Genomic DNA, 11,812 nt, shown 5'->3' with positions numbered 1-11,812 from the left:
ACTGAGCCTTTTTCAACGTGGCGAGGGCCCCGGTCGCCGGCGCCGGACAACGGCCCGGCAGCCTCAGGCCCGATGCCAGGTTGAAAATTGCTCACTGACAGAGGGTGTCAGTCATGGCGGGCAGAGTGGCTGTCGAACCTGTTGATGGGAGATTCGACATGACGGCACTCGCGCGCTTCGGCGGCATCTCGCTGGACTGTGACGACCCGGCGGCTCTCGCCGGTTTCTACAGCAAGCTGCTGGGGGTGGAGGTGACCTACAGCAGCGAGGACTTCGTGTTCCTGGGTGAGCCGGGGGCGACGGCGATGGGCTTCGTGAAGGTGGACAAGTACGTGCCGCCGACCTGGCCCGAGCCGGACGTGCCCAAGCAGGCGCATCTGGAGTTCGGGGTGGACGATCTGGACGCGGGGGAGGCGGCGGTGATCGGCATCGGGGCTACCAAGCCCGAGTTCCAGCCCCAGCCGGACAGGTGGCGGGTGCTCCTCGACCCGGCCGGCCACCCGTTCTGCCTCTCCACCGCAGTCTGACCGTTTTTGCCCGGCCACTCCGGCAACGGGGGCGGGGATCCTACGAGATCTCGCCGACCGGGGTGGCCTGGCCCGTCACCGCGGAAACCCGGCGAACCCGGCTGCTGCGTAGAGTGCGCGCGCCGATGCGTATCCGTGATGTGCGGCCGTCGAACCATTTGAGCCAGCTGTGCGTGAACTGTGGGGTGAACCGGAAACGGGTGGCCGGTCTTGACGGTCTGCGCGGCCTCTGCGCCCTCTACGTGCTGTTGTTCCACTGCTGGGCGTACACGTTCCGCGGTTTCCCCCGCTATCGCGGCCCCGACTGGCTGAGCTGGCTCGGGTTCGGCCGGCTGTCCGTGGTGCTGTTCCTGGTCCTGTCGGGCTTCTCGCTGGCACTGGCGGCCGCCCGCAACGACTGGCAGCTGGGCAGCCTGACCCGGTACGCCCGGCGGCGAGCCTGGCGGATCCTCCCCGCCTACTGGGCCGCCCTGGCGTTCAGCCTGGTCATCGCATGGACCGTGGTGCGCCAGCCACACTCCGCCGAGCCGACCGCCGAGTCGGTGGTGGTCTACACGCTGCTGCTTCAGGACCTGTTCGCGGTACCCACCCCGAACGGCGCGTTCTGGTCGATCGGGGTGGAGGCGCTTCTGTACGGCGTACTCCCGCTGCTGGTGCTTCTGTCCCGCCGCTTCGGGCCGGCCGTGATGCTGGCCGCCGTCACCCTGCCGGTGATCGTGGTCGGTTTCGTGGTCTTCGACGGGTCACCGCCGCAGGGCGACAACTGGCTGGCCCCGCATCTCGTGCCGGCCTTCGCGGCCGGCGTCGTGGCGGCGGGCGTGGTCGCGGCCGGCGACCGTCTGCGCCGCCTGCCGTGGGCCGTGCTGTCGCTGCTGGCCGCGATCCCCGCCGGAGCCCTCATCCTGGTTCAGGGCTCGCGCTGGATGGTCAACCACTACTACTGGGTCGATCTGGCGGTCGTCCCGGCGATGACCCTGTTCCTGCTGGCGGTCGCGAGCGGCCGGCCCGCCGTGCTGGTCCGGCTGCTCGACTCGGCGCCGTTGCGGCGGCTGGGCTCGTTCTCCTACAGCCTCTACCTGATCCACCTGCCGATCGTGGTCGCGATCAGCCTGAAACTGGTGGCACCGCGACTGGGTCACGGAACCACCGCGTTCGCGGTCACGACCGTCCTCGCCGGTGGCATCTCGCTGATCGGCGCGTGGTTCTTCGCCAAGGTCTTCGAGCTGCCGTTCCGCTCCTGGGCAGACGTCAGGAACGCGATCCGGGCGCCCGCACCCGCCCTCGCTCCCGTCCCCGCCACGAGCCGCCCGGCCCGCGAACCAGTCCTCCAGTCTCAGGACTCCTGACGCCAATCCGGCAGCCCTACATTGAGAAACGCTGCGCGGGTAGGCGCACACGTTGAGGTCGCGTGCGAGCTGGTTGCTGCCCCGGCGTGGGTGGGCGCGCACGGTCGCGTTGTGTGCGCGCCCACCCACGCCACGGCGGCTGGGTCAGAGCAGGCGGCGGCGGATCCACCAGAGCGAGAACCAGGAGAGTACGAGCGTGACCCCCGCCAGCACGCCGAACTCACGCCATTGCAGGCTCCAGAACTGCGAGTTCGGTACGTAGGTCAGCTCCTGCCGAAGGTTCTGCGACGCCAGCCAGTCCGGGCACGTCTCGTGATCGCGCGGCGCCTCCGGACCGCACCGGGTGGTGTCCGCGGGCCCCTTGAACTCCGCGCCCGACGGGGTGATCGTGGTGTTCGACAGGATCCACACGCCTCTCAGCTCGGGTTCGACGTGGATGTGCATCTCCTTGGAGTCGACGTTCATCGAGATTCCGAACTGCCCGTCGACCGGAAGCGGCAGCGTGGTGGTGGCCGGGTCCGCCAGCAGCGGCCGCAGCACCAGCGACCCGGCGAGTTGCAGCCCCACCACCACGACCAGCGTCACCACCATCGCGGTGAGCGTTCGACGCAGGAGCAGCCCCGCGGTCACCCCCACCACGAACGCCAGCGCCGCATACCCGACCGGCACCAGCCCCCGGGCGCCGAACACCAGGGGGTTGAGCCGGTCGGCCGATGCCACGTCGATCGGTTGCGCCCAGCGGCTCAGGGTCAGGCTGAGCAGCCCGGCGCCGAGCGCCGCCGCCACCCCGCCGATCACCAGCTTGACGAGCAGCCAGCGGCCCCGGCTGACGGTCTGGCTGAAGACCATCCGGTACGTGCCGGTCTCCAGCTCGCGGGCCACCATCGGCGCGCCCCAGAACATGCCCAGCAGGACGGGTAGCAGGATCAGCGCCGCGATGGCGGCGAGGTGGATGTCGTTCGCCAGCTCCTGGTGCAGCGACTGGAGGAAGGTCCGGCCGGCGGGGCCGCACGCGGCGCCCTGGCAGCCGGTGAGCCCGGACTGGCCGGCCAGGTCCGACACCTGCGGCCAGGTCAGCGCCAGAGCCGTGAGCAGCGCGAGCAGCAGGCCGCCGGTGACGGCTGCCGGGTTGCGGAACTGGCGCCAGGTCATCCAGATCATCGCTGTCCCTCCAGCACCCGGCCGGGCCCGTTGCCGGTGTCCCCGCTCATGTACGCCAGCACGATGTCCTCCAGGTCGAGCCGGTCCACCTGCCATGTCGGGTCGTCGATCGGCGCGGTGCTGCGGACCACCAGGGTCGACTGCACGTCGGTGTGGCTCTGCTCGATCACGGTGCGCCCGGCGCCCAGGCCGGCCGGGTCGCGCCGGGGGCCGACCAGGCGGTGGTGGCCGGCCAGCAGCTCGTCGACGTCGCCGGCGACCCGGACGCGGGAGCTGACCAGCACGATCAGGTGGTCGCAGACCCGTTCCAGGTCGGCGACCAGGTGGGAGGACATGACGACGCTCATGCCCTGCTCCGCGGTGAGCTCCATCAGGCCCTGCAGGAACGTTCGGCGGGCGAGCGGGTCGAGGGCGGCGACCGGTTCGTCGAGCAGCAGCAGGTCGGGCCGTTTGGCGGCGGCGATGGTCAGGGCGAGCTGGGCGCGCTGGCCGCCGGAGAGCTTGCCGGCCTTCTGCTGGGGGTCGAGGCCGACCTGGGCGATGCGGTTGTCGGCCAGCCCGGCGTCCCAGGAGGGGTTGAGGTGTGCGCCCATCCTCAGGTGCTCGGCGACGGTGAGGCCGGCGTAGACCGGGGTGTCCTGTGCGACGAAGCCGACCCGCGGTGAGCCGCTGACCGGCTTGGTGCCGAGCACTTCGATCCGCCCCGTGGTCGGATCGAGCAGCCCGCACGCCAGCTGGAGCAGCGTGGACTTGCCGGCGCCGTTCGGGCCGACCAGGCCGACGACGTGGCCGGCCGGGATGTCGAGGGTGCAGTCGGACAGGGCGGTGCGCCGGCCGTACCGTTTGGTCAGACCCACCGCCGTGAGTGCGCTAGTCATGCTCGGGCCTCCGAAAACGTCCGGAACGCACTGAGGAACAACGCCTCGATGCTCTCGTCGTCGAGGCCCGCCTCGCGGGCCTCGGACAGCCAGCGCTCCAGGTCGCGCCGCAGCGGTTCGTGCTTGCTCAGCGAGGCGGCGCCGAGCGTCCTCGTGACGAAGGTGCCGAGGCCGGGACGGGCCGTGACCAGGCCCTCGTATTCCAGCTCGCGGTAGGCCTTCGACACCGTGTTCGGGTTGATCGCGACCCGGGCCACCACCTCTTTGACAGTGGGCAGCTTGTCGCCCTCGTGCAGGACACCGAGCCGCAGCGCGTGCCGCACCTGCTGGATGAGCTGCATGTAGGGCGCGACACCGGAGCGCGAGTCCAGGTGGAACTCGATCACGTCGTCACCTCATTTCACTAGTTGCCTAGTACAATAGAGGCAAGAAGATGGCGGCCGCCACCCCGGATCGAGTGACGACCGCCTATCCGCCGACGCGCAGTGTCTCGCTGAGCCGGCTACGGCGCCGCAGGGCCGACTCGACAGGCACCACCACGGCCACCGCCACCAGGAAAGACGCCGTCACCGCGGCGAGCGGCAGCCACGGCGGTGTCAGATCAGGCTCACCGGCCTGACCGGTGAGCATCCGGAGCACCAGCGGGCCGAAGGTCAGGTGCGCCAGCAGCAGCCCGAAGAGTGGCCCGGCCACCGCGGCCACCGCCACGACCGGCACCACCTCGCCCGCGGCGACACGGCGGGCGTCGCGCGGGCGCAGGCCCAGGGTCCGCAGCCGGGTCAGGGTCTCCCACCGGCCGGGCGCACCGGCGGCCGCGCCCAGGGCCAGCCCGAGCAGGCCCAGCGCCAGCAGCGTCGCCGCCGCGGCCCAGGCCAGCGTGAGCAGGCCGGCGACCAGCGGTGAGTCGCGGCGAGCCTGGAGGACGTCGGCGCGGACCACCGCGTTCGACGGGACCTTGACGCCGGTGACGGCACGCTCGGCGCCGGGACCGGTCACCCATACCGTGTTCGGCGTGGTCTCGACACCGGCGGCGGTGAGCGCCGCGGCATCCACCAGCACGACGTCGGTGGCTCCGCCGACCGGCGGGGCGGTGCCGACCGCGGTCAGGCGGATCGACTTGTTGGCCTCCCGCAGCAGGTCCAGACCGATGCCGGGCCGCAGCGTGCCGTCGCCGGAGCGCACCAGCGCGGGAACGGCGCCGTCGCCGGACGCCCCGAGCGGTGCGAGAGCCGGCAGCGGGGTGTCGGCGAGCAGTTGCCGGAAGGCGGCGGTGTCGACCACGACCAGGATCGGCGAGACAGTGGTGTCGTCGGTGACGATCCGCTCGGTGCTCGTCACCAGGCCGGCGACCGCGTGGCGGACTCCGGGCGCGGCGGCCAGCTGCTGGGCCAGCCCGGCGAAGGCCTCGTCGGCGTCGGAGGTGCCGGCCGAGGATCCGTTGAGGGCGGCGTCCAGGCGGGCGTCGGCGCCGACCGTGTGCCACGCGCCGTCGGCGAGGCCGCTCTCGACCGTGGAGTGCACGGTCAGCGCGAACGAGGCCAGCGCGGCGGAGGTGACCAGCGCGAGCACCGGCAGGGCACGCCGGGACGTCGCGGCGGCCTGGGCGGCACCGAACACCGCCAGCGGGCGCGTGGAGCGCAGCGCGGCCCGCAACGCGATCTGCGTACCCCAGGGAAGAAGTCGCAGCAGGACCAGCGCACCCACCAGGACGCCCAGGGTGGGTGCGCTCGCCGGCAGGCCGGCGCCGCTGTCGATCTGGCCGGGGATCGCCGGAACGACCCCGCGCTGGTGCAGGGTGACGAAAGCGGCGGCAGCCGCGGCCACGACGGCGATCTCGGCGGCGGCGCGGCGCAGCAACTCGGTGTGCCGGGCCCAACGGCGTGCCGCCCGGTTGGCGGGTGCGCGGCGGTCGCGCGTGGCGCGGGCGGCGGCGAGCACACCCAGGGCAGGTGCGGCGAGAGCAGCGGCGATCACCACCGGCAGGACCCAGGTCCAGGTCACGGCAGAGACGACGGTACGGGCGAACGCCACACCCACGAGAGCACCGCCGACCGCCACCACGGTGGACTCGAGCAGCAGCTCAGCACTGAGGGTGGGCAGACCGGTGCCCCGCTGGCGAGCGATCGCCAGGGCCGCGGTGCGCCGCCGCACCAGCAGGTCCGCGGCCAGCAGCAGCACCAGCACCGCACCGGTCAGCACGGCGGTGAGCAACACCGACGCCTGCGCGGAGGCCGCGTCGACCTGCCGGGCGACGTCACGCAGCACCGCGTCCAGCTGGGTGTTCCAGGCCGGTTCGGCGTCCATCTCGCCCGAGGTGGCGGAGGCGGCCTTCAACGCGACAGCACTCGCGGCGAGCTCCCGCGCGGCCTCCCAGGTCACCACCTCCGGGTCGGGGGTGAACGAGACGGCGCGATGGAAGTTGTCGTCGTCGAAGGCCAGGCGCGCGTCGGGCAGCGACTCGGCGGAGAGCAGCCCACCGAACCGGGTGTAGCCGGCCGCGCCCGCCCGGTTGATCGGCTCCAACAGCCAGGGAGCGAGCCGCCAGGCCGGGTCGGCGGGGTCGTCCGGGCGGAAGATGCCGCTCACCCGTACATCTTTGGGGTTCTTCTGCTCGTCCTTGAGCGACAGGCGGTCCCCGGGCTTCGCACCCATGACCTCGGCCACCGTCTCGGAGAGACCCACCTGGACCGGCCAGGGCGGGCCCTCGTAAGGGACGGTGAGGAACCGGTCCTGCTGGTTCGTGGGACCGGGCGCCTTCCCCGACGTCCAGGTCACCGCGGGACCGGAGCCCCGGTCGAGGTAGGCGACCTGGAAGGTCCGCAGAACACTGCCGTCGGTGACGTTGAGCGTCGTGCTGACCGCCGTGGTGACCGGCGGGTTCAGCACCGTGCGCAGATCACTGCCGAGGTCGGTGAGTGCCCGGTCCCGGAACGAGTCGAGGTCCTCGGAGAGGAACGGCGCCCGCTCGCGGCCGGTCTGGCCCCAGTCGGGCGGCCAGTTCGCCCGCACCGTGACGTCGGCATTGTCACCGGCGTTGCGGATCGCCTCCCGCACGGCCTGGTCGGCGGTGGCCCGCAGCAGGCCCGGCACCGCCGCACCCAGCATGCTGACCAGCGCGACCACCGCCGCGCAGAGCAGCAGCGGCCAGGCGTCGGCGCGCGCCCGGCCACGGATGCTCGCCCAGTGCAGCCGGTGCGTGATCATGAGGCCACCCGCAGGTGTGCGGCGTCGGCACGCCGGGACTGGATGACGACCACCAGGCTCACCGCCAGGGTGCAGGCCGCCAGGAACACGGCGACCACCAGGGCCTCGGCGGCCCACGGCCACAGCGGCACCACGCCGGGCATCGGTGCGGCGCCGGTGGCCGAGCGGACCAGCAGCGGCGCGATGAGCCGGGTGCCGAACGCGCCGACCAGGGCGCCGGCCAGGACCATCGGCAGCAGCACCACGGCGTGCTGGCCGAGCAGGGTGTGCCGTACCTCCCGGCGGGTCATCCCCAGACCGCGCAGCCGGGCCACCTCGACGGCCCGCGCCCGCAGATCGCACGTCACGTGCAGGATGATCCCGGCGAGCAGCAGCAGGAACGCGGCCGGTACGAGGATCCGCAGCACCGCCGGGAGCACCGACGGCACCGGACCGGAGCTGAGCCGGGCGATCTCGGCGTCGCGGGTGGTGACCGGCCCGAGGTGCAGGCCCGCGGCGGCGTCCTGGGCCGACGGGTGCCCGGCCCACCACGCGTCCACCGGCGACTCCAGCTCGCCGCGGACGGCGAGTACCCGCGACAGGGTGTCCAGGTCGGCGAGGGCGGCGACCGTACCGGGTGCCGACGGCACCGCGGGCACCACGGCGGTGACCACGAGCGGCACCGCCGTCGTGTCGACGGCGACGTCGACCCGGTCACCGGGGCCGGCACCGATCTCGTCGGCGAACCGCTGCGAAACGGCCACCGGCACCGCCTCCGGTGCGGCCCACGCGGTGGCGATGAGATGCCGGGCCGCCTCCATCGGGCCGCCGAGCTCGACTGACGTGGTCATCCGCACCTTCGTGGCGGTGGCGCCGGGGGTGACGCTCACCGCCGGATCGTGGAGTTGTTCGGCCATCGGCTGGGCGGAGGTGGCCGTCCAGGTTCCCGCCGATCCGGCGCCCGGGACGCTCAGGGTGACGGCGACCTCGCTGGTGCCGACGGCCTCCCAGCCGATGGCGTCGCCGGTGATCGGCAGCGACACCGCGACCAGCTTGAGCCCGTCCGCGGCGGTGCAGTGCGTGAGCCGGTGGGCCTTGCCGTCGAGCGGGATCGGCGTACCGGGGCAGGTCGTCCGCAGCCCGGTGGCGTCCTCCAGCAGCAGCCGCGGTGTCACCAGGAGCCCGGCGGTGCCGCTCGCCGTGCCGGTCAGCGTGAGCGCCGCACCGGACGGCACGGCGACGCCCTGCACCTTCTGCGCGGGGGCGAGCGCCGCACCCACCTCGGCCCAGCCGCGCCCGCCGTCGAGACTGCCCCGTAGCAGCTCCCCGGCGCGGTCGGCGTCGACAGCGACCAGCCGGGGCGGGTCACCGCTGCCGCCGAGCCACTGCCCGACCGACATACCGCGGTCGGTGGCCGGGCTGACCGTGCCGCCGAGCGCGGCCTGGACAGCGGCGCCCTGCCCGGCGACCGGCGCGGAGGCCAGCGCGATCGTCAGGTCGGTGCCGACCGACAGGCTCGCCTGGTCGTGCTGCGAACGGCTCCAGGTGGCGTCGAACGCGACCCCGAACGTGCCGGCGGCGCAGGCCAGGGTGATCAGCAGCCCGGCGGCGGTGGCCTGCGGGCGGCGGGCCGCCTCGGCGACGGCGAGCGGCACCGACAGGCCACCGGCGCGGCGGGCGAGCCGGTCGGCGGCGGCCAGCGCGGGCGGGACCAGGCGCAGGGCGAGGGCGGCACCGGCGGTCAGGAGCAGGGCGGGAGCCAGGACGCGTACGGCGTCGACCTGCGGTGCCGAGCCGCCCGGCTGGGACCGCAGCTGCCACCACCCGCCCACGGCGAGCGCGACCAGCAGCAGGTCGGTGCCGGAGCGGGCCAGCAGATCCCGGCGGGTGCGTTCCCCGGCGGCGGGGGCCGGGCGGATCGCGCGGACCACCAGCAGCACGGCGAGCACGACCGCGCCGGCCAGGACCGCGACGACCTGGGTTGCTGTGACACCGGGGTCGGTGGTCAGCCCGGCGCCGGACATCGGCTGCAGGCGGCTGAGCCCCGCGTGCAGCAGCGCCGAACCGGGGATCGCGAGGGCCGCGGCGAGCACGGCCAGCGCACCGGCCTCGGCGGTCGCGACCAGCGCGAGCCGTCCGGTACCGGTGCCCATGGCCGACAGCAGGGCGGTCTCGCTCGCGCGGACGTCGGCGGTGAGCCGGCCGGCCAGGGCCAGCGCGGTTCCGGTCAGCACCAGGCCGAGCACCGCCACGGCGAGCACCGCGCCGTTGGTGACGTCCTGCTGGTCGCGGGCGGCGGCCATGGTGGCCGGCCAGCGGGAGGCGATCCGCTCGATCTGCACCCGCTCGCCGAGTATGCGGGTCAGGTGGCCGTCGGCCTCGCGGACCGACCGGGTCACGGCGTTCAGGTCGGCGCGGTCCGGCGCGGACAGGTCGGGACGGGCGGTGATCTCCAGGCGGCTGATCTCCGAACCGGAGGCCAGCAGGTCGTCGAAGCGGAGCAGGAACGGACCGTACGCGCGGGACGGCTTCACCGAGCTGCCGTCGCGGTACGCCAGGTCGTAGCCGGCGCCGCCGAGCGGGTCACGGTCCCAGCCGGTGCCGGCCAGCGGGCGGACGACTCCGACCACCCGCAGCCCGATCGGCCCGGCGGGTTCGCGGGTCAGTTCCGGACCCAGGCGTACCGGGCTGCCCGGTTTCAGGCCGAGGAGCTGGGCTGTCGACTCCAGCACGACGGTCTCCCCGGCGGCCTCGGGCCAGCGCCCGGCCGCCAGTTCGGACCGCTCGGGCAGGTTCTCCACGCCCGACAGGTATCCGACGGAGTTCGCGGAGCCGGGCAGCCGCCGGATCATCGACGACGCGCGGCCGGCGGTCTGCGCGGTGAACGGAGCGAGCGTCTCGGTCAGCACGGTACGGGTGTCGTCGGCGACCGAGCGGGCGTCCTCGGCGGTCATCGTGACCGTGTAGGCGGTGACCTCCATGTCCTCCGGAACCGCTCGGGAGGCGGCGACCTCGAGTGCCTGTTCGGCCGTACGCGTCACCAGAAGCGCGCAGACACCCAGCAGCGTCGCACCGACGGTGACCACCGCCAGCAGCGACGCCAGGAGCTGCCACTGCGCCCGCGCCCGGCCGCCCAGCAGCGTCAGCACCCCTCGAGCCGCCCGTCACTGATCCGGATCACCCGGTCGGCCAGCGCCATCATCACCGGATCGTGGGTGGCCACCAGCGCGGTGACCCCCTCCGACTCCACCACGCCGCGCAGCAGTGCCATCACCGACCGGCCGGTCTCCGCGTCCAGCTGCCCGGTCGGCTCGTCGGCGATCAGCAGCCGCGGCGAGGCCGCCAGCGCGCGGGCGATCGCCACCCGCTGCTGCTGGCCGCCGGACATCTCACCCGGCCGCTGCCGGGCGTGCTCACCGAGCCCGACCAGGGCGAGCAGCAACTCCACCCGGCGCTCCCGCTCGGCGGCCGGCATCCGGGCCAGCCGCAGCGGTGCGCCGACGTTCTCCGCCGCCGACAGCACCGGGATCAGGCCGAAGGTCTGGAAGACGTACGACACCTTCTCCCGCCGCAGCCGGGACAGGCCGTCCTCGTCCAGCGCGGTGACGTCCGCACCGTCGACCAGCACCGTGCCGGTGTCCGGGCGGTCCAGCCCGCCGATCACGTTGAGCAGCGTGGTCTTGCCGGAACCGGACCGGCCGACCAGCGCCACCATGCTGCCGGGCTCCACGTCGAACGACACGTCACGGACCGCTTGCACGTCGCCGAAGCTGCGGCTGACACCACGAACCTGGAGGATCATGCGTCCGGCCTGATCGTCACGTGGTCGGACTCCAGGGCCAGCCGCACCCGCCGGGTCAGCTCGAGCGTCTCCCGGTACTCACGGGGGATCTGCACCCGCCCGGCCCGGTCCATCACCGCGTACTCCTCAGCGATCACGTGGGTGCCACCGTCCTCCGCGGTCGCGGTGCGGCGCAGCACCTCACTGCTCGTACGCCCGTCCCGGATCGCCACGGTCCGCTCCACCTGCCCGCTCACCTCCGCGTCGTGGGTCACCACCACGACGGTCACCCCGAACTCCCGGTTCACGTGCCGCAACGCCTCGAAGACCTGCGCCGAGGTGGTGGTGTCCAGCTCACCCGTCGGCTCGTCGGCCAGCAGCACCCGCGGCTGGTTGGCCAGCGCCACAGCGATCGCGACCCGCTGCTGCTGCCCACCGGACATCTGGGTCGGCCGCCGGTCGGCGCAGTCCGCGACGCCGAGCGCCTCCAGCAGCTCGCCGCTGCGCGCCCCGCGCTTACGGGCCGGGGTGCCGGCCGCCGCCATCGGCAGATCCACCACCTGGCGGGCGGTCAGGTACGGCACCAGGTTGCTCGCCGTCTGCTGCCGCACGAACCCCACGGTGCTGCGCCGGTACCGCACCCGGTCGGTGCGCGACATCCCCAGCAGGTCCGCGTCGGCGACCCGCGCCCGTCCCGCGGTGGGCGCGTCGATCCCGGCGAGGATCGACAGCAGCGTCGACTTGCCCGACCCGGAGGCGCCGACCACGGCGACCATCTCACCGCTCTCCACCGTCAGGTCCAGGCCCTGCAGCGCCTGCACCTCGATCGACCCGGTCTGATAGATCCGCACCAGGTTCTCGCAGACGATCAGCGAATCCCGGCCGAACTCGGCCGCCTTGGGAGGTGGCTCCGGCAGCGACAGCTGCGTGGTCATC

At 73.5% G+C, this 11,812-nt stretch carries 9 protein-coding genes; 2 read left to right on the top strand and 7 right to left on the bottom strand.

All coding sequences use genetic code 11. From position 1 onward, the window contains the following. Positions 1-158: 158 nt before the first annotated feature. On the top strand, positions 159-527 hold the full coding sequence (locus tag ACFQV6_RS33490; RefSeq protein WP_378031658.1) for a VOC family protein: 369 nt from the start codon (positions 159-161) through the stop codon (positions 525-527). Between the two features lie 125 nt (positions 528-652). After that, positions 653-1,873, top strand: a complete 1,221-nt coding sequence (locus ACFQV6_RS33485) for an acyltransferase family protein (RefSeq protein ID WP_378031657.1) — start codon at positions 653-655, stop codon at positions 1,871-1,873. Positions 1,874-2,017: 144 nt separating this feature from the next. Here the strand turns inward: ACFQV6_RS33485 and ACFQV6_RS33480 are convergent, their stop codons facing one another. From ACFQV6_RS33480 to ACFQV6_RS33450, 7 genes are all read right to left on the bottom strand, one after another. Further along, positions 2,018-3,034, bottom strand: a complete 1,017-nt coding sequence (locus ACFQV6_RS33480; RefSeq protein WP_378031656.1) for an ABC transporter permease subunit — start codon at positions 3,032-3,034, stop codon at positions 2,018-2,020. After that, the gene (locus tag ACFQV6_RS33475; protein WP_378031655.1) at positions 3,031-3,912 is read right to left on the bottom strand and encodes an ABC transporter ATP-binding protein; all 882 of its coding nucleotides are present in this window, start codon (positions 3,910-3,912) and stop codon (positions 3,031-3,033) included. Before ACFQV6_RS33475 ends, ACFQV6_RS33480 begins: the two co-directional genes overlap by 4 nt. Next, a complete protein-coding gene (locus ACFQV6_RS33470; RefSeq protein ID WP_378031654.1) occupies positions 3,909-4,298 on the bottom strand; it encodes a GntR family transcriptional regulator in 390 nt (129 codons plus the stop codon). The genes ACFQV6_RS33475 and ACFQV6_RS33470 overlap by 4 nt, the downstream gene beginning before the upstream one ends. An 82-nt stretch (positions 4,299-4,380) precedes the next feature. Further along, positions 4,381-7,116, bottom strand: a complete 2,736-nt coding sequence (locus tag ACFQV6_RS33465; RefSeq protein WP_378031653.1) for an FtsX-like permease family protein — start codon at positions 7,114-7,116, stop codon at positions 4,381-4,383. Then, complete coding sequence (locus ACFQV6_RS33460) at positions 7,113-10,244, bottom strand: ABC transporter permease (RefSeq protein ID WP_378031652.1); 3,132 nt, start codon at positions 10,242-10,244, stop codon at positions 7,113-7,115. Before ACFQV6_RS33460 ends, ACFQV6_RS33465 begins: the two co-directional genes overlap by 4 nt. Continuing rightward, positions 10,238-10,897, bottom strand: a complete 660-nt coding sequence (locus ACFQV6_RS33455) for an ABC transporter ATP-binding protein (protein ID WP_378031651.1) — start codon at positions 10,895-10,897, stop codon at positions 10,238-10,240. Before ACFQV6_RS33455 ends, ACFQV6_RS33460 begins: the two co-directional genes overlap by 7 nt. Further along, positions 10,894-11,811, bottom strand: coding sequence for an ABC transporter ATP-binding protein (locus ACFQV6_RS33450; RefSeq protein WP_378031650.1), 918 nt, complete (start codon positions 11,809-11,811; stop codon positions 10,894-10,896). The genes ACFQV6_RS33455 and ACFQV6_RS33450 overlap by 4 nt, the downstream gene beginning before the upstream one ends. Position 11,812 lies beyond the last annotated feature (1 nt).

Source organism: Actinoplanes sp. GCM10030250 (assembly GCF_042666575.1).
Taxonomy (GTDB): Bacteria; Actinomycetota; Actinomycetes; order Mycobacteriales; family Micromonosporaceae; genus Actinoplanes.
This window is presented reverse-complemented; position numbering and strand designations above follow the sequence as displayed.

What these genes read in the sequence shown, in the direction of transcription:
- ACFQV6_RS33455 (WP_378031651.1), bottom strand. Translation starts at nt 10,897, where the DNA reads ATGATCCTCCAGGTTCGTGGTGTCAGCCGCAGCTTCGGCGACGTGCAA.
- ACFQV6_RS33450 (WP_378031650.1), bottom strand. Translation starts at nt 11,811, where the DNA reads ATGACCACGCAGCTGTCGCTGCCGGAGCCACCTCCCAAGGCGGCCGAG.
- ACFQV6_RS33475 (WP_378031655.1), bottom strand. Translation starts at nt 3,912, where the DNA reads ATGACTAGCGCACTCACGGCGGTGGGTCTGACCAAACGGTACGGCCGG.
- ACFQV6_RS33480 (WP_378031656.1), bottom strand. Translation starts at nt 3,034, where the DNA reads ATGATCTGGATGACCTGGCGCCAGTTCCGCAACCCGGCAGCCGTCACC.
- ACFQV6_RS33490 (WP_378031658.1), top strand. Translation starts at nt 159, where the DNA reads ATGACGGCACTCGCGCGCTTCGGCGGCATCTCGCTGGACTGTGACGAC.
- ACFQV6_RS33485 (WP_378031657.1), top strand. Translation starts at nt 653, where the DNA reads ATGCGTATCCGTGATGTGCGGCCGTCGAACCATTTGAGCCAGCTGTGC.
- ACFQV6_RS33465 (WP_378031653.1), bottom strand. Translation starts at nt 7,116, where the DNA reads ATGATCACGCACCGGCTGCACTGGGCGAGCATCCGTGGCCGGGCGCGC.